Source organism: Micromonospora sp. RHAY321 (assembly GCF_023896955.1).
Lineage (GTDB): Bacteria > Actinomycetota > Actinomycetes > Mycobacteriales > Micromonosporaceae > Micromonospora.
This window is the reverse complement of record NZ_JAMHIW010000026.1, coordinates 25,748-45,879: the sequence shown is the minus strand read 5'-3', so window position 1 is coordinate 45,879 and position 20,132 is coordinate 25,748. Positions and strand designations below refer to the sequence as shown.

The 20,132-nt window shown below is 71.7% G+C and carries 18 protein-coding genes and 1 other RNA gene; 12 read left to right on the top strand and 7 right to left on the bottom strand.

All coding sequences use genetic code 11. The features are described from left to right. Both M8C17_RS30525 and M8C17_RS30520 read right to left on the bottom strand, forming a co-directional pair. A partial coding sequence (locus M8C17_RS30525; RefSeq protein WP_252420069.1) for a GNAT family N-acetyltransferase occupies nucleotides 1-1,102 on the bottom strand: 1,102 nt, incomplete at its 3' end. Beyond that, entirely contained in the window at nucleotides 1,099-2,250 is a 1,152-nt protein-coding gene (locus M8C17_RS30520) for a GNAT family N-acetyltransferase (protein WP_252420068.1), read from the bottom strand. The genes M8C17_RS30525 and M8C17_RS30520, both read right to left, overlap by 4 nt. Nucleotides 2,251-2,418: 168 nt before the next feature. Here M8C17_RS30520 and secA point away from each other — a divergent pair, with 168 nt between their 5' ends. After that, nucleotides 2,419-5,340: a preprotein translocase subunit SecA gene (secA, locus tag M8C17_RS30515; protein WP_252420066.1), complete on the top strand. Its 2,922-nt coding sequence runs from the start codon at nucleotides 2,419-2,421 to the stop codon at nucleotides 5,338-5,340. Between the two features lie 87 nt (nucleotides 5,341-5,427). Here secA and M8C17_RS30510 read toward each other — a convergent pair whose 3' ends face one another. Then, the gene (locus M8C17_RS30510) at nucleotides 5,428-6,018 is read right to left on the bottom strand and encodes an Rv3235 family protein (RefSeq protein WP_252420064.1); all 591 of its coding nucleotides are present in this window, start codon (nucleotides 6,016-6,018) and stop codon (nucleotides 5,428-5,430) included. Nucleotides 6,019-6,118: 100 nt separating this feature from the next. Beyond that, nucleotides 6,119-6,376, bottom strand: coding sequence for a helix-turn-helix domain-containing protein (locus M8C17_RS30505; RefSeq protein WP_252420062.1), 258 nt, complete (start codon nucleotides 6,374-6,376; stop codon nucleotides 6,119-6,121). A 186-nt stretch (nucleotides 6,377-6,562) separates the two neighbouring features. Between M8C17_RS30505 and M8C17_RS30500 the strand changes: the two genes are divergently transcribed. Then, nucleotides 6,563-7,072: a hypothetical protein gene (locus M8C17_RS30500; protein ID WP_252420060.1), complete on the top strand. Its 510-nt coding sequence runs from the start codon at nucleotides 6,563-6,565 to the stop codon at nucleotides 7,070-7,072. Between the two features lie 13 nt (nucleotides 7,073-7,085). Here the strand turns inward: M8C17_RS30500 and M8C17_RS30495 are convergent, their stop codons facing one another. Then, nucleotides 7,086-8,168 carry a hypothetical protein gene (locus M8C17_RS30495; RefSeq protein WP_252420058.1) on the bottom strand — a complete coding sequence of 361 codons (1,083 nt, stop codon included), beginning with the start codon at nucleotides 8,166-8,168 and terminating at the stop codon, nucleotides 7,086-7,088. A 350-nt stretch (nucleotides 8,169-8,518) separates the two neighbouring features. Here M8C17_RS30495 and pruA point away from each other — a divergent pair, with 350 nt between their 5' ends. From pruA to M8C17_RS30445, 10 genes are all read left to right on the top strand, one after another. Further along, nucleotides 8,519-10,147, top strand: coding sequence for an L-glutamate gamma-semialdehyde dehydrogenase (gene pruA, locus M8C17_RS30490; RefSeq protein WP_252420056.1), 1,629 nt, complete (start codon nucleotides 8,519-8,521; stop codon nucleotides 10,145-10,147). A gap of 175 nt (nucleotides 10,148-10,322) precedes the next feature. Then, nucleotides 10,323-10,838 carry a PadR family transcriptional regulator gene (locus M8C17_RS30485; protein ID WP_089017591.1) on the top strand — a complete coding sequence of 172 codons (516 nt, stop codon included), beginning with the start codon at nucleotides 10,323-10,325 and terminating at the stop codon, nucleotides 10,836-10,838. 175 nt (nucleotides 10,839-11,013) lie between these two features. Further along, nucleotides 11,014-12,135 carry a peptide chain release factor 2 gene (gene prfB, locus M8C17_RS30480; protein ID WP_252420054.1) on the top strand — a complete coding sequence of 374 codons (1,122 nt, stop codon included), beginning with the start codon at nucleotides 11,014-11,016 and terminating at the stop codon, nucleotides 12,133-12,135. Between the two features lie 118 nt (nucleotides 12,136-12,253). Next, nucleotides 12,254-12,934, top strand: coding sequence for a cell division ATP-binding protein FtsE (gene ftsE, locus M8C17_RS30475; protein ID WP_030331491.1), 681 nt, complete (start codon nucleotides 12,254-12,256; stop codon nucleotides 12,932-12,934). A gap of 67 nt (nucleotides 12,935-13,001) precedes the next feature. Beyond that, nucleotides 13,002-13,877, top strand: a complete 876-nt coding sequence (gene ftsX / locus M8C17_RS30470) for a permease-like cell division protein FtsX (RefSeq protein WP_252420052.1) — start codon at nucleotides 13,002-13,004, stop codon at nucleotides 13,875-13,877. A gap of 151 nt (nucleotides 13,878-14,028) precedes the next feature. Further along, nucleotides 14,029-14,508 carry an SsrA-binding protein SmpB gene (gene smpB / locus M8C17_RS30465; RefSeq protein ID WP_252420071.1) on the top strand — a complete coding sequence of 160 codons (480 nt, stop codon included), beginning with the start codon at nucleotides 14,029-14,031 and terminating at the stop codon, nucleotides 14,506-14,508. A gap of 104 nt (nucleotides 14,509-14,612) precedes the next feature. After that, nucleotides 14,613-14,988, top strand: a transfer-messenger RNA (tmRNA) gene (gene ssrA / locus M8C17_RS30460). A gap of 98 nt (nucleotides 14,989-15,086) precedes the next feature. Beyond that, nucleotides 15,087-15,767 carry a hypothetical protein gene (locus M8C17_RS30455; RefSeq protein WP_252420050.1) on the top strand — a complete coding sequence of 227 codons (681 nt, stop codon included), beginning with the start codon at nucleotides 15,087-15,089 and terminating at the stop codon, nucleotides 15,765-15,767. Between the two features lie 134 nt (nucleotides 15,768-15,901). Beyond that, nucleotides 15,902-16,417 carry a hypothetical protein gene (locus M8C17_RS30450; protein ID WP_252420048.1) on the top strand — a complete coding sequence of 172 codons (516 nt, stop codon included), beginning with the start codon at nucleotides 15,902-15,904 and terminating at the stop codon, nucleotides 16,415-16,417. 53 nt (nucleotides 16,418-16,470) lie between these two features. Further along, nucleotides 16,471-17,424 (top strand): hypothetical protein, encoded by a 954-nt coding sequence (locus M8C17_RS30445; RefSeq protein WP_252420046.1) that lies wholly within the window; start codon nucleotides 16,471-16,473, stop codon nucleotides 17,422-17,424. Between the two features lie 28 nt (nucleotides 17,425-17,452). Here M8C17_RS30445 and mdlC read toward each other — a convergent pair whose 3' ends face one another. Next, entirely contained in the window at nucleotides 17,453-19,048 is a 1,596-nt protein-coding gene (mdlC, locus tag M8C17_RS30440; RefSeq protein ID WP_252420044.1) for a benzoylformate decarboxylase, read from the bottom strand. A gap of 143 nt (nucleotides 19,049-19,191) precedes the next feature. Next, a complete protein-coding gene (locus M8C17_RS30435; RefSeq protein ID WP_252420042.1) occupies nucleotides 19,192-19,992 on the bottom strand; it encodes an S-methyl-5'-thioadenosine phosphorylase in 801 nt (266 codons plus the stop codon). Between the last annotated feature and the right edge of the window lie 140 nt (nucleotides 19,993-20,132).

Sequence of the window (20,132 nt, the reverse complement as noted above, 5' to 3'; positions counted from 1 at the left end):
CGGCCGGCAGCAGGGCGAAGGTCAGATCGTCGAGTCGGGTGCCGGCCAGGCCGGGGAGCCTGCCACGCTGCAGGGCCTCGCGCCGGAAGCCCACCCGCTCCAACACGCGGTGCGAGGCGATGTTGTCCGGCACGGTGCCGGCAACCAGCCGGGCGATGCCGGCCGGCCCGAACGCCCACCCGGCGAGCAGCCGGACCGCCCGCGTCGCGTACCCCCGGCCCCGCCACTCGGGCAGCAACGCGTAGCCGACCGACGCCTCGCCGCTGGCCACGTCGGTGTACGACAACCCGCAACTGCCCGCCGGCTCGCCGCTGGCCGCGTCGAGGATCAGCAACCGGGCGATGTCGCCGGTCAGCCATCCGCTCTCCGCGAGCCGGCAGCGCCGCTCGATCGCGGCCCGCTCCGGCGGCACCGGTGGCGCCTGGTTCGCGACCACCTCGGGTCGGCTGTGCAGCCGGTACATCAGCTCCGCGTCGTCCGGTGCGAGCCTGCGCAGGGTCACCACCTGATCGGTGAGCAGCCCGTCCGGCAGGTCGGGCAGCGGCCGGGCGGCCGGACCGGGTGGATCGTCGGCGAGGCGCACCCAGGCCAGCAGGTCCCGCCGGCCGCCCTCCCGGCTCGGGCTTGCCGCCCGGCGTACCCCCTCGTACCGGTAGCCGGCGGCGAGCGCGATCCGCTGGCTGGGCCCGTTCTCCGGGTCGGTGAGCAGTTCCAGCCGTACGGTCCCGGTGGCGAAAGCGTGCTCGCTCAGCGCGCGGGTGGCCGCGCCGGCCACCCCACGCCCGCGCGCCGCCGGCAACACCCAGTAGCCGATTTCGGCCTGACCCCGGTCGGGCACCGGGTTGCTCAACCCGATCCCGCCGAGCAGCCGGTCGGTGGCCGGGTCCGCGACCGCGTAGGCCGCGCCGCCCCCGGTCCAGGCCGCCGGGGCGCCCGCATCGATCCACCAGCGGGCGTCGGTCTCGGTGTACGGCGTGGGCAGGTTCGGCAGGAACCGCTGGGTGACCGGGTCCGCGCAGCCGGCGACCACGTCGGCGGCGTCCTCGGAACGGAACGGGCGCAGGCGTACGCCGTGCGCCTCGACGACCCGCTGAGGCGTCACGTCAGGTCCTTGGCGAGCAGCGCGGCCACCCAGACGTCGACCCGCTCGCCCCGGTGCTGCACGCCGCCCCGGGCGGTCCCCTCGAACCCGAAGCCCGCCTTCTCGGCAGCCCGGCGGGAGGCGGTGTTGCCCACGTTCGCCTTCCACTCGATCCGGGCCAGGCCGAGCGTGGTGATGCCCCAGGCGCTCAGCGCGGCCAGGGCGGCCGGCATGTAGCCGCGGCCCCGGGCAGCCGGAGCGGTCATGAAGCCCACGTCGGCGAGCAGTGGGTCGGCGGGGGAGAGCCGCAGGTCGATCGAGCCGGCGTACCGGTCGTCCGGGTCGGCGATCACGAAGCAGGCGTCGTCCCCCCGCGCCCAGGCCTCCTGGCTGAAGCCCTGGTACCACTGCGCGTCGGCACGCTCGTACGGGTCCGGCACGGTGGTCCAGCGGATGGTCTCCGGGTCGCGGCAGGTCTCCACCACGGCGTCCAGGTCCTGCTCCTCCATGGGCCGCAGCCGCAGCTCGCCGGACCGGGCGGTGGCGAACAGGGTGGGCTGCGGTCGGCCGAACACGGCGGCCCGCCGGGCGGCCAGGGTGCCCGGACCGGCCGGCCCGGTCGACCCCGGCTCGGGCACCTCCCCGGGCAGCAGCGACCCGATCCAGCCGTCCGCGCCGTCGTTCGGTGTTCCGTCGACCATCCGCAGCCGGCCGTCGATCCGGAACCCGGCCCGCAGCGCGACCAGCCGGGAGGCGTGGTTGCCCACCTCGGCCTGCCAGATCAGCCGGCGCAGGCCGAGCGTGTCGAAGGACCAGCGGGCCACCGCGCGGGCGGCCCGGACCGTCACCCCCCGGCCGCGCGCCCACGGCGCCGTCCAGTAGCCGATCACGCCGGTGCCGGCGTCGCCGATGGAGACCAGCCCGCAGGAGCCGAGCAGTTGGCCGGTTGCCGGGTCGCAGACCGCGAAGGGTGCCCCGGTTCCGTCCGCCCAGGCCCGTCCGCTCACCTCGGTGACAAACCCGTGAGCGTGTTCCGGCAGGTATGGGCGCGGTACGGTGGTCCAACGCTGAATGTCCGGGTCCTGGCACGCTCGGTACACGGCGTCGGTGTCGGCCTCCCGCCAGGGGCGCAGCAGTACGCCGTCCTCGATGATCTCCACAGGCTCCACTCCTGCATCGTGCCGGAACGTTCGCCGACGGCGTAACCGGATAACGGCCCGCGCGCTCCCGTCGCGCGCGTTATGTCGGGTTCAACGGGATGGACCGCCGCCACCAGTGACCATCGCGCCGATGGAGCGCCTACGATGGTTCGAGACTGTCTAGGGGAGCGTTGATCCGTGTCGATTCTGGAAAAGGTCCTTAACGCGGGCGAGGGCCGCATGGTGCGCCGGCTCAAGGCCATCGCCGCCGCCGTCAGCTCGATCGAGGACGACTACGTCAACCTCACCGACGAGGAGCTGCGCGGCATGACCGAGCAGTTCCGGGAGCGGCTCGCCGACGGCGAGACCCTCGACGACCTGCTGCCGGAGGCGTTCGCGGTGGCCCGCGAGGCGGCCGCCCGGGTGCTCGGCCAGCGGCCGTACGACGTCCAGGTGATGGGTGGAGCGGCGCTGCACTTCGGCAACATCGCCGAGATGAAGACCGGTGAGGGTAAGACGCTGACCTCGGTCATGGCCGTCTACCTCAACGCGCTCTCCGGCGACGGCGTGCACGTGGTCACCGTCAACGACTATCTCGCCCAGCGCGACGCGGCCTGGATGGGTCGGGTGCACGAGTTCCTCGGGCTGACCGTCGGCGTGGTGCTGCCCAACCGGCCGGCCAGCGAGCACAAGGCCGCCTACGAGTGCGACATCACCTACGGCACCAACAACGAGTTCGGCTTCGACTACCTGCGCGACAACATGGCCTGGTCGAAGGACGAGCTGGTCCAGCGGGGTCACAACTTCGCGGTGGTCGACGAGGTCGACTCGATCCTGATCGACGAGGCGCGTACCCCGCTGATCATCTCCGGCCCGGCCGAGCACTCGGCCCGCTGGTACGGCGAGTTCGCCGGCGTGGTGGCCCGGCTCCAGCCCGGCACCGACGGCGAGGGCGACTACGAGGTCGACCACTCCAAGCGCACCATCGCGGTCACCGAGCGCGGCGTCGCCAAGGTCGAGGACCGGCTCGGCATCGACAACCTGTACGAGTCGGTGAACACTCCGCTGGTCGGCTACCTGAACAACGCCATCAAGGCCAAGGAGCTGTACAAGCGCGACAAGGACTACATCGTCAGTGACGGTGAGGTCCTGATCGTCGACGAGTTCACCGGTCGCATCCTGCACGGCCGCCGCTACAACGAGGGCATGCACCAGGCGATCGAGGCCAAGGAGGGGGTGGAGATCAAGCAGGAGAACCAGACCCTGGCCACCATCACCCTCCAGAACTACTTCCGCCTCTACAACAAGCTGTCCGGGATGACCGGTACGGCGCAGACCGAGGCGAGCGAGTTCAACAAGGTCTACAAGGTCGGCGTCGTGAGCATCCCGACGCACCGCCCGATGGTCCGCGAGGACCGGCCGGACGTCATCTACAAGACGGAGAAGGCCAAGTTCAACGCGGTGATCGAGGACATCGCCGAGCGGCACCAGATGGGCCAGCCGGTGCTCGTCGGCACCGTCTCGGTGGAAAACTCCGAGATCCTCTCCCAGCTGCTGCGCCGGCGGGGCATCCCGCACGCGGTGCTGAACGCCAAGTTCCACGCCCGGGAGGCCGAGATCGTCGCCCAGGCCGGGCGCAAGGGCGCGGTCACCGTGGCGACCAACATGGCCGGCCGTGGCACCGACATCCTGCTCGGCGGCAACCCCGAGTTCCTCGCCGCGAACGAGCTGCGCCAGCGCGGCCTCGACCCGGTGGAGAACGAGGAGGAGTACGCCAAGGCGATGGAGGAGGTCCTGCCCAACTGGAAGCAGGCCTGCGACGCCGAGGCCGACGAGGTCGCCGCGGCCGGTGGCCTGTACGTGCTGGGCACCGAGCGGCACGAGTCCCGGCGGATCGACAACCAGCTGCGTGGTCGCGCCGGCCGGCAGGGTGACCCGGGCGAGTCGCGCTTCTACCTGTCGCTGCAGGACGAGCTGATGCGGCGCTTCCGGGCCGGTGCGGTCGAGGCGGTCATGGAGCGCTTCAACATCCCGGAGGACGTGCCCATCGAGTCGAAGATGGTCACCCGGCAGATCAAGAGCGCCCAGGCCCAGATCGAGGGCCAGAACGCCGAGATCCGTAAGAACGTGCTCAAGTACGACGAGGTGCTCAACAAGCAGCGCCAGGTCGTCTACGCCGAGCGGCTCCGGGTGCTCAACGGTGAGGACCTCTCCGACCAGGTCCGCAACATGATCGACGATGTGGTCGAGGCGTACGTGCGGGGTGCCACCTCCGAGGGTTACGGCGAGGACTGGGACCTCGAGCAGCTCTGGTCGAGCCTCAAGCAGCTCTACCCGGTCGGCGTGACGATCGAGGAGCTGGAGGAGGAGGCCGGCGGCTCCCGGGCCGGCATGGACGCCGACTTCCTGGTCGCCCGGCTCAAGGAGGACGCGCACGCCGCGTACGACCGCCGCGAGGAGCAGGTCGGCCCCGAGGGGGTGCGTCAGCTCGAGCGGATGGTGCTGCTCCAGGTCATCGACCGCAAGTGGCGCGAGCACCTCTACGAGATGGACTACCTCCAGGAGGGCATCAACCTCCGGGCGTACGCCCAGCGTGACCCGGTGGTGGAGTACCAGCGCGAGGGCTTCGACATGTTCGCCACCATGATGGACGGCATCAAGGAGGAGACGGTCGGCTTCCTCTACAACGTCGATGTCCAGGTGACCGAGCCGGAGCCGGACACGGAGGAGGTCGCGCTGCTCGACAAGCCGGTGGAGATCCGAGCCAAGGGTCTCAACCGCGCGCCGCAGCGGCAGGGCCTGCAATACTCCGCCCCCACCATCGACGGTGAGTCCAGCCCCGGTGCGGTGGCCGTCGAGCAGGCCGAGCAGCAGGCTCCGGCGCTCGGTGTGGGTCGGCCGGCTCCGGGTGCCCCGGCGTCACCGGGGTCGAGCGCCCCGTCCGCCCCGCAGCGGCCGGCTTCCGGCCTTCGGGGCCCGGCGGTCCCGTCTGCCGCGTCGCGTCGGCCGGCACCGAACCAGGCGGAGGCCAGCAACGGCCCGTCCCGCAACGCGCCGTGCCCGTGCGGCTCGGGCCGCAAGTACAAGCGCTGCCACGGCGCGCCCAACGGCGGCAACTGAACGACGGCACCTGAGCGACAGAGCTGAGGGCCCCGGTCGATCTGGCCGGGGTCCTTCGCTGTCGGCAGCCCTCGACGGCAGGTGTGCTCAGAGGATCTGCAGGGCGGTGCAGACCCAGCGCCCTCGCCGGTGCTCCAGGCGGAGCGCCATCGCCCAGCTTCGGCCACCCGCGCCGGTGAGCACCGCGGCCGCTTCGACGGCGGCCTCGCGGGGCTCGCAGACCCGCAGGCGGAGCAGCCGGACCACCGGTCGCGCGGCGCGGCGCCGGGGCGATCCGACGCGACGCGACGCCCGGGCCAACTCGGCCAACAGCTCACCGGCCCGGGCCGGGTCGAGCAGGGGGCGTAGCTGCGCCGGAGACCGGTAGCCGTTGACCACCTCCAGGCAGGTGCCGACGAAGCGGTGCGCGGCGCGGGTCGCCTCCGGAGCGGTCGCCGGTGGCAGCGGTGCGCCCGGGTGGGTGGTGGGTCGGGTGGGCACCCGGCGGAGGGCGGCACGGCGGTCCGGCGGCCGGACCGGATCCGGTCGGGTCGAGGCGAACAGGTCGAGGGCGAGTTGGCCGTGGGTCGGTGCCGGCCAGTACGCACCGTCGACCTCGTCCGCGTACGGGGGGTCGATGGGCGGGACGGGGCGCAGCCGCACAGGTGGTCGGGACGGACCTGGTAGCGGCTCGCTCATCACTGCCCCCTATGATCTTGCGTTTGCCTTCGTTTGCCTCCGACAGCTCTGATTCTGGGTGATGGAGCGGCCACGGTCAATGGCGCAGCGGAGGCTAGGACTACTCGGGGTCGCGGTCGACGAGCGGGTTGCTCTGGACCCAGTCGGCGGTCTCGGCGTACTTCCGCGCGATGTACTCCTCCAGCCGAACGCGTTCGACCCGCCACTGACCGCGACCACCGATCTTGATCGCCGGCAGTTCCCCGCTGCGCACCATGTGGTAGACCTGCGAGTCCGACACGTTCAGCTCGGCGGCGACGTCGGAGAGCAGCAGGAACCTCGGCTCCACAGGAACTCCCGGGGTTGGTGTCGTTTGCATCAGTTTGCCATCGACAGCCCCGGCGGCCCAGCACCGGTCAGCTCCAGCGACCGGCCAGCGCGGCGGACACACCGGTGCGGGAACTTCCACCGGCCGGAGGCGGGGTGTATGACGGTCACGGCGTGCGGCATGATCTGCGCCCGTGCCGGCGGCCGCCGGTGGAGGACGTGAGCGGGGAGACGACCGGTGACCGACGAGCTTGTCCGGGTGTACGTGCCGGCGACCGTGCCGATGCTGGCCCGGCTGCGGGAGCAGGGGCTGACGGCCGACAGGGCGCACGCGGTGACCCCGGCGCTGCGCGAGTGGTACGCCGAGGGCGACGAGGAGGAGTTGGAGTACGTCGCGTTCACCCGCGCCGCCCAGGACGCGCTGCACCTGCTCCGGGACGACCTGGCCGCGCCCCGCCGCCGGGTCGTCGTCTCGGTCGACCTACCCGCGGCCGCGATCGGCCGGGGCGATGGTGAGCTGGGATCCAGCACGGTGACGCTCGCCGAGGCCGTGCCGGTGGGCGCCGTCGCGGCGATCCACGTGGACGGCGCGGACGCGGTCGAGGAGGTCGCGGCGGCGGCGGACGTGGTGGCCGAGGCGGCGGCTGGTGACCCGGACGCCCAGTTCACGGTCGACGGCGCCGAGGACCACGAGTTGGAGTGGTACGACGTGACCGAGCTGGACCTGCTGCTGCGCGCCGCCGGCTGAGGCCGGCGGGCGGTCAGCGGGCCGGGTCTGCCCCGGCCTGGTTGGCGTCGGCGGGCTCCGTGTCCGCCGGATCCGAGTCGAACGGGTGCGCCTCGGCCGGGTCGGCGCTGACCGGGGCGGGTTCGTCGTCGTCGGTGTGGGCCGGGCTGAGCGTGCGTCCGAACGCGATGAGCGCGGTCAGCGCCCCCACGAAGAGCACCCAGATGCCGTTGTCCACCCGTGAGGTGCCCAGCGAGGTCTGCGCCACGGCGTCGGCCTCGCTCAGCGCGCTGGCCAGGTCGAGCAGCGACCGGCCGCCGATCCGGATGATCACCTCGGCGAGCAGCAGGAGCAGCCCCGGCCCGGCACCGGCCAGCAGGTACGCCGGCCAGCGCAGCGCCGGCGTCCCGGGGTCACGGCGGACGGCCCGCCGTCGTGCCCAGCTCAGGTAGCCGAAGGCGAGCAGCCCGGCGAGCAGGCCGGCGAGAAGCGACTCGGTGCGCGACACCCACTTGGCCGCGTCCACCAGCGACTCCTGGCTGTCGCCCGCGCCGAAGAGGTCGAAGAGCGGGTCCCGGGCGGGGCTGAACGCGACCACGAAGACCAGCGTGCCCAGCGCGGCGGCAGCCACCGCACCGACCGCCGGGGCGGTCCGCGCGCCGGCGGCCGCGCCACCGATGATCGCCGCGGCAGCGGTGGTGCCGGCGATCACGTTGGTGGTCGACGTGTCGAAGTAGGTGAGGTTGATCGCCAGCGCGGCGGCCAGCCCGACCAGCATTCCCGCACCGATCGCCCCGACGAAGCGCAGGGTGGACCGGTCGCCGTACCGGCTGGCGAGCAGGTTTCCGAAGGACAGGGCGACGGCGGCCCCGGCCACCAGCGCGGCTGAGATCACACCGGGCAGGGCGAACGCGGAGAGGCTGATCGCGGTGACCCCGGCCGCCGACGAGGTGATGGCCTCCCGGGTCGACCAGAGCATGGCGGCGAGCCAGGCGAGCGCCAGCAGCGCGAGCACCGCGGCACCGGGCGCGGGAACCGGCCCGACGCTGGGGGTGGCCGCGTCGACCGCCGGGTCGTCCGACTCCGCGGCCGGGACGCGGCCGGGCTGCTTGGTCATCGTCTCCCCTTCAAGGCGGCAGGTCACCGACCATTCAGGGTACGCGGGCCGGCTGGGTGCCCCGCCGCCCCGGGACGGTCGCGGCCCGCCCGGCCCGTCCGGCTTCCACCGCGAGGATGCCCGACCTCCGGGTGGTCCTGCTCCCCGCACCTCCTCGGTAAGGGGAGGAGGGGTGGGGCGGTCCTTCGCCGGTGGGTGGTGGTGGAGGTGAGGCGGGCACCCCCACGTGGAACAATCGCGGGAGGTCCCGCCGCTGCTCGGCCCTCCCGTGCGGCGTCCGGTGTCCGGCCGTCCGGTCGGTCCCCGCGGGTCCGGTTTCGCCACCGCAGTCGAGATCGCCAGGAGCCTTGATGGATGCCGTGTTCTCCGTACCCGAGCCGCGCAACGAGCCGGTTCGCAACTACGAGCCGGGCAGCCCCGACCGGGAGCGGCTCCAGCGGCGGCTGACCGAGCTCGCCGCCGAGCGCATCGACCTGCCGATGACCATCGGCGGCGAGCAGCGGATGGCCGCCGGCGACTCGATCAACGTGGTGCAGCCGCACAAGCACGCGCACGTGCTGGGCGTGACCGCGCACGCCACCCACGACGATGCCCGGGCCGCGATCAAGGCGGCCAAGGACGCCGCTCCGATGTGGCGGGCCCTGCCGTTCGAGGAGCGTGCCGCGATCTTCCTGCGCGCGGCCGAGCTGCTCGCCGGTCCGTGGAGGGACACCCTCAACGCCGCCACGATGCTCGGCCAGTCGAAGACCGCGATCCAGGCGGAGATCGACGCCGCCTGCGAGTTCATCGACTTCCTCCGGTTCAACGTGCACTTCGCCCGGCGCCTGCTCGAGGAGCAGCCGGCCTCCTCGCCCGGCGTCTGGAACCGCTTCGACCACCGCCCGCTGGAGGGCTTCGTCTACGCGGTCACCCCGTTCAACTTCACGGCCATCGCCGGCAACCTGCCGTCGGCGCCGGCCCTGCTGGGCAACACGGTGATCTGGAAGCCGGGCCCCACCCAGCAGTTCGCCGCGCACTTCACCATGCGGCTGTTCGAGGCCGCCGGCCTGCCGCCCGGTGTGATCAACATGGTCACCGGCCGGGGCGAGGAGGTCTCCGACGTCGTGCTCGCCGACCCGGACCTGGCCGGCATCCACTTCACCGGCTCGACCAAGGTCTTCCAGCAGCTGTGGCGGACCGTCGGCGACAACATCGCCCGTTACCGGGGCTACCCGCGGCTGGTCGGCGAGACCGGCGGCAAGGACTTCGTGGTCGCGCACACCAGCGCCGACGTGGACGCCCTGCACACCGCGCTGATCCGTGGCGCCTACGAGTACCAGGGCCAGAAGTGCTCGGCGGCCTCGCGGGCGTACGTGCCGCGCTCGCTCTGGGAGGGTGGTCTGCGGGACCGGCTGGCCGCCACCACCGACTCGCTGACCTACGGCGACGTCGCCGACTTCGGCAACTTCGGCGGCGCGGTGATCGACGACAAGGCGTTCTCCCGGCACACCGCCGCCCTGGAGTTGATCGCGGGCGACGACACCTGCCGGGTGCTGGCAGGCGGCACCGCCGACGACTCGGTCGGATACTTCGTCCGGCCGACGCTCTTCGAGTGCTCCGACGCCGCCCACGAGACCTTCACCACCGAGTACTTCGGGCCGATCCTGGGCGTGCACGTGTTCGACGACTCCCGCTTCGACGAAGTGGTCGCGCAGGCCGAGTCGATCGCGCCGTACGCGCTGACCGGGTCGGTGTTCGCCACCGACCGCCGGGTGATCGACGCGGTCGGCGAGCGGATGCGGTACGCGGCCGGCAACTTCTACATCAACGACAAGCCGACCGGCGCGGTGGTCGGGCAGCAGCCGTTCGGCGGTGCCCGGGCCAGCGGCACCAACGACAAGGCGGGCTCCTGGCTCAACCTGGTGCGCTGGCTGTCGCCGCGGACGATCAAGGAGACGTTCGTGCCGCCGACCGACCACGCGTACCCCCACATGGGCTGACCGGCGACGGACCGCCGGTGGCGCGCCTGGCGCCGCCGGCGGTCGGCCACCGGCGCCAAGCCATCGATAGTCCTCAATGGACAGTCTGTCGCCGACAGTGCACATAGGAAGTCCTGTCGGGTGGCAAACCGCCAAATCCTGGACGTCGCGAGCGCAAAGTGGCAGCGTAGTGGGCATGGCGGATTCCGGAGTCAACCCTACGGCGGCGGCCCTTCTCGGGCTGCTCCATGAGGGCCCGATGACAGGCGGTCAGTTGATGGCCGCCGCTGAGCGCCGTCTGGCGCCGTACTGGTCGATGACCCGCAGCCAGGTCTACCGCGAGTTGCCGGTGCTGGCCGAGCGGGGTCTCGTGCGGCTGGGCAAGCCCGGGCCGCGGATGAGTCAGCCGTACTCCCTCACCGCCAGCGGGAAACGGACATTTTCTCGCTGGCTGACGGAGAACCCGGGGCGGGACACCATCCGCAACCCGATAGCGCTCCGGATGGCCTTCGGCGAGTTGCACTCCGCCAGCCAGCTGAAGAGCCTGTACGCCTCCGCCAACGAGTACCACACCGAGGCCCTGGCGCAGGTGCGGGAACAGGTCAAGAACGCCAAACGGGACGGGGAGACGTACGACGCCAGCGCGCTGGAGTTCGCCGTCGCCTACCATCGGGCGGCCCTGTCGTGGCTGAAGTCCGCCCCCGTCGGGTGATCTCCGGCGGGTCCGCCCATAGGGAACGAGCTGCTCCGCCCACCGAGGCGCAGCGTCTTTTACGCGTCGGACTGCGGGGCTCGCAAGCTCACTCCTCGCCAGCGCAGCGTCTTTTACGCGCCGGACTGCGGGGCTCGCAAGCTCACTCCTCGCCAGCGCAGTACGCTTGTCTGTCGTGACCGCTGCCGATTATGCCGAACAGCTCAAGGAACTCGACGCGACCCTGCGAAACATCGAGGCCGTCCTCAACCTTGACCGTCTGCACGAGGACAAGGCCCGGCTCGAGCAGGAGGCGTCCGCCCCCGACCTGTGGGACGACCAGGCCAAGGCTCAGCAGGTGACCTCGCAGCTGTCGTACGTCAACGGCGAGATCAGCAAGCTGGGCAGCCTGCGCTCCCGGCTCGACGACGCCCAGGTGCTGCTGGAGCTGGCCGAGGCCGAATCCGACCCGGGCGTGCTGACCGAGGTCGAAGCGGAGATCACCGGGCTGACCAAGGCCATCCAGGAGATGGAGGTCCGCACCCTGCTCTCCGGCGAGTACGACTCCCGGGAGGCGCTGGTCGCCATCCGGGCCGGTGCGGGTGGCGTGGACGCGGCGGACTTCGCCGAGATGCTGCTGCGGATGTACCTGCGCTGGGCGGAGCGGCACGGCTACCCGACGGAGGTCTACGAGACCTCGTACGCCGAGGAGGCGGGCCTGAAGTCGGCCACCTTCGCGGTCAAGGTGCCCTACGCGTACGGCACGCTCAGCGTCGAGTCGGGGACGCACCGGCTGGTCCGGATCAGCCCCTTCGACAACCAGGGCCGCCGGCAGACCAGCTTCGCGGGCGTGGAGGTCCTGCCGGTCACCGAGCAGACCGACCACATCGACATCCCCGAGAACGAGATGCGGGTCGACGTCTACCGGTCGTCCGGCCCGGGTGGGCAGAGCGTCAACACCACCGACTCGGCGGTGCGGCTCACGCACATCCCGACCGGCATCGTGGTGACCTGCCAGAACGAGAAGTCCCAGTTGCAGAACAAGGCCTCCGCGCTGCGGGTGCTCCAGGCCCGGTTGCTGGAGCGGAAGCGCCAGGAGGAGCAGGCCAAGCTGGAGGGGCTGAAGGAGAACGCCGCCGGCTCGTGGGGGGACCAGATGCGGTCCTACGTCCTGCACCCGTATCAGATGGTGAAGGATCTCCGAACCGAGCAGGAGACCGGCAATCCGACCTCGGTCTTCGACGGTGAGTTGGACAGCTTCATCGAAGCCGGTATCCGTTGGCGCAAGCAGCGTCAGCTCGCCGGCGACGGTGCGTGACGACGCGCGGGCGGAGCGCGTCATCGATCTCCTGGTAGACCCCTGAATCGAGGACGCGCGCCCCATCTGCGGGGCGTGGGGCTTGGCTCTGTCATTACACCGCGTAGACTCACCACCCGTGATTCAGCTTGAGCAAGTGACGAAGACGTACCCGAAGGCGTCCCGGCCTTCGCTCGACAACGTGTCCGTCTCGATCGAGAAGGGCGAGTTCGTCTTCTTCATCGGTCCATCCGGCTCCGGCAAGTCCACGATCATCAAGATGCTGCTGCACGAGGTCGCCCCCAACAAGGGTCGGGTCGTCGTCAACGGCAAGGACGTGACGTCGATGCGCTCCTGGAAGCGACCCCACTTCCGGCGCTCGATCGGCTGTGTCTTCCAGGACTTCCGGCTGCTTCCGAACCGCACCGCGTACGAGAACGTGGCGTTCGCCCTCGAGGTGATCGGCAAGACCAAGGCGGTTGCCCGCCGGGTCGTGCCGGAGGTGCTGGAGCTGGTCGGGCTCGGTGGCAAGGAGCACCGCTACCCGCACGAGCTCTCCGGTGGTGAGCAGCAGCGGGTCGCCGTCGCCCGGGCGTTCGTGAACCGGCCGCTGATCCTGCTGGCGGACGAGCCGACGGGAAACCTGGACCCGGACACCTCGATCGAGATCATGCGTCTGCTGGACCGGATCAACCGCACCGGCACGACCGTCGTGATGGTCACCCACGACTCCAACATCGTGAACCAGATGCGCCGCCGCGTCGTCGAGATCGAGAGCGGCCGCATCGTGCGTGACCAGGCCCGTGGTGTCTACGGGTGAGCCGGCGCTCCACCCCTGCGCTGCCTGACGACGAACACCTCATGCCGGAGACCCGGAGGAAATCCCGATGCGCGTGAAATACGTCCTGTCCGAGGTACTGGTCGGACTGTGGCGCAACGTGACCATGTCCATCGCGATGATCATCACGATGGCGGTCTCGCTGACCATGCTCGGCGCCAGCGGTCTCATGTACCGCCAGGTCGACGACATGAAGGACCTCTACTACAAGAACATCGAGGTTTCGATCTTCCTGAGCCAGGAGGTGAGCGAGCAGCAGCGCACCGACCTGGACGCCAAGCTGAAGAGCGACCCCCTGGTGAAGGAGGTCCTCTACGTCAACAAGGACGAGGCGTACAAGCGCTTCAAGGAGATGTACCAGGACGCTCCGGACCTGGTGAACGCCGTGAAGCCCGACCAGCTGCCCGAGTCGTTCCGGCTGAAGCTGAACAACCCGGAGCAGTACAAGAACATCTATGACCAGTACAAGGAGACCGAGGGCGTCGACGAGATCGTCGACCAGAGCCGGCTACTGGACAAGATCTTCAACATCCTCACCTCGATCCAGAACATCGCGCTGGCCGCGGCCATCGTGATGGCTGTCGCCGCCCTGCTGCTGGTCGCGAACACCATCCAGGTTGCCGCGTACAGCAAGCGGCGTGAGGTGGCGGTCATGAAGCTGGTCGGCGCGTCCAACTGGTTCATCCAGGCCCCGTTCGTGCTGGAGGCCGTCGTGGCCGGCCTGATCGGTTCGCTGCTCGGCCTGGTCGCCCTCGTCGCGGCGAAGTATCTGCTCTTCGACGGGTCGCTCAGCGCGTTGCAGGGCCTGCTCTCGCCGATCACCTGGGGCGACATCCTGTTCATCTTCCCGCTGATGGCGGGCGTCGGTGGCCTCGTCAGCGCCGGCACCGCCTGGATCACCCTGCGCTTCTACCTGCGGGTCTAGGCACCGGACGGGTCGTCCCGTCGTCTCCCGGGGACCCTCCCGCTGCCGGAAATAAACGGCGCGGGAGGGTCCTTGTCATTCAGGTAGCATGATCGGTTGTCCGGCCGGGGTGACCCCGGCCACGGACGTCGGAGGAGAGGGGGTGGCACCCATGCCACGGGAAAAGGGGCGCAAGGTGGTCGCCTCCAACAAGAAGGCGCGCCACGACTACTCGATCCTCGACACGTACGAGGCGGGCATGGCGCTGACCGGCACCGAGGTCAAGTCGCTGCGGGCCGGGCGCGCGTCGCTGGTCGACGCGTTCGCCCAGGAGCGCGACAACGAGTTGTTCCTGCACTCGATGCACATCCCGGAGTACACCCAGGGCACCTGGACCAACCACGAGCCCCGGCGTACGCGCAAGCTGCTGCTCAACCGGGGCGAGCTCGACAAGCTTCTCGGCAAGACCCGCGAGGGCGGTCTGACGATCGTCCCGTTGCAGGTCTATTTCTCCGACGGCTGGGCCAAGGTCGAGATCGCGCTGGCCAAGGGCAAGAAGTCGTACGACAAGCGTCAGGACCTCGCCAAGCGGGACGCGGACCGGGAGATCGCCCGGGTCTCGGGTCGGCGCGGCAAGGGCATGGAAGACTGAAAAATCCTGTTTGTCCGGGTCGGCGAGTTGGCCCGGGGCTCGGGATGAAACCCGTTGCGGCAGGCGTTAGTCTTGTCAGTGCCGCCACATCGGCGGCCTGTCGAGGGGGTGACTGGTTTCGACTTCGTACGCAGCGACAGGGGAAGCGAGCCGAGGAAGCCGACGTCGTCTCGAGAATCGGTCGTCGGAAACTTATAAGCGCCAAGAACAATCGCGCTGACTTCGCTCTCGCCGCCTGAGGCGAGTAGCTAAGTCTGTCGGCCTGGGAACGCCTTCGTCCCAGTAGCCGGCATCAGCTAGGAGGCTGGCCAATCGGACCCGGTCGCGGGGTCCGTGCGGCGAGATTAATCAGCGACTGGGCCCGTCACACCAACTTGCTCGCGTGAGCGGTGGGGCCGAGTAGAGGCACAGCGAGCTGCGCTCGGAGAAGCCCTGACAAACCGGCGAAGGACCCGGGTTCGATTCCCGGCACCTCCACCACCTCGAAGCGATGCGCCCCGGCCACCGGCCGGGGCGCATCGTCGTATCCAGGCTTGTGCGGGTGCCGCGCTCGGCCGCGGCTCACCTACGCTGCCGCTGTGACGAACGAGGAACTACGCCTGTCGGTCGGCGCGTCACCCGGTCAACGCACCGTCTCGGTGGTGGTCGGCGTCCTCATTGCCGCCCTCGGCGCGACGTACCTGGTGCTGCCCCTGGTCGCCGACGGGCTGCTGCGCCGGCTGACCGGCCCGGGCGACGAGTTCGCCACCTACGAGGAGGCCCGCGACCTGCCTCCGGGGCTGCTGCCGCCCGCGCTGCGGGACTCCGGCAGTGGCGGGAACCAGCCCGAGCGTGCCTGGCTCGTCGGGCTCTGCGGTCTGCCGTTCGTCCTGCTCGGCGTCTACCTGGTGCTGCGGGTGCTCCGCACGGCCGCCTGGCTGGACGGCAGCCGCGTGCGGGTGCGCGGCGCGTTCGCCAGCCGCACCGTCGACCTCGCCACCGCTCGGTTCGACGCGGCCACCGTGCCGTCCCACGAGGCGGGGGACGACGCGCGGGTGCGCGAGGCCCGGGCGCCGGCCATCGTCGCCATCGCCAGAGACAGCGAACGGCGGGTCACCGTCCCGCTGCGCGGCATGGGCCTGGCGACCCTGCCCCCGTCCGAGCTGCGGGCTCTGGCGGACGCCATCACCCTCGGTCGTCCCCTCGACGGGCGCGACGGCGACGCGCACGCCGTCGCCGCGAACCTGCGCCGCCTGGCGGAGCACCCCTTCGGAGGCTGAGCGGACGCGCTGGAGGGGCGGCCGTGACCAGTGGGGCCGATGGGGTAGATGAGCCGTCCGGTGGCCCTGGACAGGGCGGGACCAGCGGGTTCACCATCGCGGTATGCGGTAGCAACACAGCGCGGGAGGTGCCCATGGTCACCGGTCCGGTCCAGCAGCCGTCACTCGTCGCCCGGCGGTCCGCCGCGCTTCCGCGTCCGGCCGGTCTCCCCGCCGGTCCGCACCTCACCGGGCTTCCCGGTGACCCCCGCCCGGCCGGGTTCGCCGGCGACCTGCACGCGCTCGCCCGGGCCGTCGCCCTCGCGCCGACCGAGCCCCGTTGGCGCGAACGCGTGCTGGTCCGGCTGCGCCCGGTCGGGCAGGGCTTCGCCGAGCACGTGAGGGTCACCGAGGGGCCCAACGGCCTCTACCGGGAACTGCTCACGCACGCGCCCCGGCTGGACCACGGCGTGCGGTTGCTGACCCGGGAACACGCCGCGATCGTCGCCGCGCTCCTGGCCGTGCAGCGGGTGGCGGAGCAGCCCGAGGTCAGCCCCGACGAACTGCGCGGCCGGGCCGGCTGCCTGCTGCGTACGCTGGCCCGGCATCGGCGCCGAGGCGCCGACCTGCTCTGGCAGGCGTACCAGACGGACCTGGGTGGCGAGACCTGAGCGGGCCGCCGCCGGCCGGGGAACCGGTGCGCCGGCGTACGCGTCGAACCGACATGCGTCGACCCGTCCTGCTGCTCGTCCTGCCCCTGCTGATGCTCGCGACGGGCTGCGCCACGACCGGCGCCGACCCGGCCGACGGCCCCACCGCCCCGGCACACCGTTCGGAGGCGTTCGACCAGCGGGCCACCGAGGTCGCCGAGGCGTGGCGTCCCAGCCCCGACTGGCGCACCGGGTACGTGCCACTCCAGGGGCCGACGATCCTCACCGGCGACCCGGGCTTCACGCCGGACACCGAGGCCGCCTTCCGGGCCGGCTGGTACCGGGAGCAGGTCCCGATCCCGCCCACCCGGGTCGGCGGGGAGATCCGCTTCCCGGACGGACGGCTGACCCTGCCGCTGGTCAGCGCGGCCGAGGCGTACCGGCAGCTCGACCAGGGCGACCCGCTGCCCTGTCCGGGACGGCCGAAGCGGCCGGGACGGCCGACCCCCGGCCTCACCGTCGAACCCGGACCGGACGGCTGGGTCACCAGCGGCCCGGAGACCGCCTGCCTTCCGTTGACCGTCACCGGCGTCGAGCTCGGCACGGTGCCGGTACGCACCAGCCGGGGCGAGGCACAGGTGCCGGCCTGGCTGTTCACCATCGAGGAGCTGGCCACCCCGGTGGCCCGGATCGCCGTCGCGCCGACCGCGGTCACCCCGGTCCCCGAGCCCATCGCGCCGGCGCGACCGCTGCCGGAGGGGCTGGTGGCCGCCCAGGACCTGGCGGCCGTGGACGGCGCGCGGCTGACCGTCCGGCTCGGTGTCGGTGCCTGCGACACCGGGATCACCCCGCTGGTGTCGGAACGGCCGGACGTGGTCGTGGTCGGGGGTGCGGTCACCCGGTCCACGGGCGTCTGCCCCGACATGCTCAAGCTGGAGCCGGTCACCGTCACCCTCGCCGCTCCACTGGGCGCCCGGCCGGTGCTGGACGTCTCCACCGGCGCGCCGCTGTCGGTCGCCCCGCGCTGAGCGGCCCGCGTTACCGGGTGGGGGCGGGTCACAGGATGCTGGGCACCTCGGTGCTGATCGGTACCGGCAGCACGGTGGGACGGTCGGCGTGCAACCCGGCGGCGAGTGCCGCGCCGAGCTGGTCGGGGGTCTCCACCACCTTGGTGGCGCAGCCGTAGCCGGCCGCGATGGCGGTGATGTCCAGCCCCGGCAGGTCCAGGCCGGGCACCCCGGGCGTCTCCTTCAGTTCGGCGAACGCCTTGAGGATCGCGTACTGCTGGTTGATCGGGACGATCACCACCACGGGCAGCGACAGCCGCGCGGCCGTCCACAGCGCCTGCACCGAGTAGTGGAACGATCCGTCGCCGACCACCGCCACCACCGGCCGGCCGCGTCCGGTGTCCCGCTCGGCCAGCGCCACGCCGACCGCGGCCGGCAGGCCGTAGCCGAGACCGCCGCTGGCCATCGTGAAGTACGACGCCGGGCGGTTGATGCGCAGGCGGCGGCGCAGGGCGGTCAGATTGGACGGTGACTCCTGGACCAGCACTCCGTCCGCCGGCCAGTGCGCGGCAAGCGCGGCGAACAGGGCGTCGGCGCTCAGCGGCGCGGTGACCTCCGGCGGCGCCGGTGCGTCCCGGGGCGCCGGTGGTGGCCGGTCGGCCGGGGGCACCAGCTCGACCAGCGCGGCCAGGGTCAGCCCCGGGTCGCCGAGCAGGCTGTCCCCGACCGGGGCGCGGGCGGCCTCGTCCGGGTCGTCCGTGACGTGCAGCAGCCGGGTGCCGGCGGGCAGGTGGTCGCCCGGCACGTACGGGTAGTAGCGGAACACCGGTGCACCGATCACCAGCACGGTGTCGTGCCCGCGCAGCGCCTCGGCCAGCGGCCCGATCGCGAACGGCAACACCCCCCGGAAGGACGGGTGGTCCTCCGGGAACACGCCCCGCTCCGGGGCGGGAGCCGACCAGACCGGTGCCGCCATCCGCTCGGCCAGCGCCACCGCGGCCGCCCAGCTCCCCGCCCGGTCGACGCCCGGCCCGTACACCAGCGCCGGGCTGCGGCTGCCGGCCAGCACCCGCACGAACTCGTCCAGCCGCTGCGGGTCCGGCGCGAACCGGGTGGCCACCGAGCGCGGCGGCAGCGGTGGGTCGGCCGGCTGGGCCCAGTCGTCCATGGGCAGGGAGAGGAACACCGGCCCGGCCGGCGGCTGCACGGCGGTCGCGTACGCCCGCAGCAGCGCCGCCGGGATGTCCTGCGCGCGGACCGGCTCGTAGCCCCACTTGACGTACGGCTGGGGAAGCTCGGCGGCCCGGCGGCTGGTCAGCCGGGGTTCGAGCAGCAGCATCTCCCGGGTCTGCTGGCCGGCGGTGACGATGAGTGGTGTCTTGTTGTGCCACGCCGTGACCAGGTTGCCCATGCCGTTGCCGGTGCCCGGGGCGGTGTGCAGGTTGACGTGCGCGGGCGTGCCGGTGGCCTGGGCGTACCCGTCGGCCATCGCGACCGCCGTCGCCTCGTGCAGGGCGTGGACGTAGTGGAAGTCGGCCGGGAAGTCCCGCAGGAACGGCTCCTCGGTGGAGCCTGGGTTGCCGAAGATGGTGGTCATGCCGAGGGCGCGGAGCACGTCGTACGTCGCGTCCCGGACCGTTGCCATCGCCGCCTGCCTCCGTGTTGCGCGCAGGGACGACCCAGGTCGCCCTACCGATCAACCGAATCTATCGGGATGTCACGGGCGTTTCGGGCGTTTCTCCGGCGTCGGTGGCCCACTCCACAACGGCGGGCCGCACCCGCGCCGGCTCAGGGCAGCGGGAAGGGCAGGGTGATGCCGTCCAACGCCCGGCCGCAGACGCAGTCCTGGACGGCGGGCAGCGCGGCCAGCGCGTCGAGCAGGACGGCCCGCAGCCGGTCGGTGTTCGCCGCGAAGACCCGGAACACCTCGCTCTGGGTCACCGACTCGCCGGCCCGCAGACCGGCGTCCAGATCGGTGATCAAGGCGATCGACGAATAGCACAGGGCCAGCTCCCGGGCCAGCACGGCCTCCGGGTGGCCGGTCATGTTGACCACCATGCCGCCGAGCGACGCGAACCAGCGGGACTCGGCACGGGTGGAGAACCGCGGACCCTCCACCACCACCACCGTCCCGCCGTCCACGGCGGTGACGTCCCGGCCGGCGGCCGCGGTGAGCAGTGCCCGCCGGCCGCTCGGGCAGTACGGGTCGGCGAACGGCACGTGCACCGCGCCCCGGTCGTAGTAGGTCTGCGCCCGGCCGCTGGTCCGGTCGATCAGCTGGTCCGGCACCACGAACGTGCCGGGGCCAAGCTCCGGACGGAGCCCACCGACCGCGCACGGGGCGAGAACCTGCCGTACGCCCAGGGAGCGCAGCGCCCAGAGGTTGGCCCGGTAGGGGATGAGGTGCGGCGGGTACCGGTGGTCGCGCCCGTGCCGGGGCAGGAACGCGACCCGCCGCCCGGCCACCTCGGCGATGGTCACCGCATCCGACGGTGGGCCGTACGGAGTGTCCAGCTCGTGGGCGGTGCCGTCGAGGAGGGCGTACAGCCCCGATCCACCGATCACCGCGAGGTCCGCCGTCGGCGCCATCGACCCTCCGTCTTAACTGTCCGATCACCCGCCCGTCAGACCTTAGCCAGCACCCGGAGCGCAGGCTATGGTGCCAGGCATGGCGTTGACAGCGCGGCTGATCCCGGTGCACCGTGCGGGTCCGGTGAATGACGGATCCC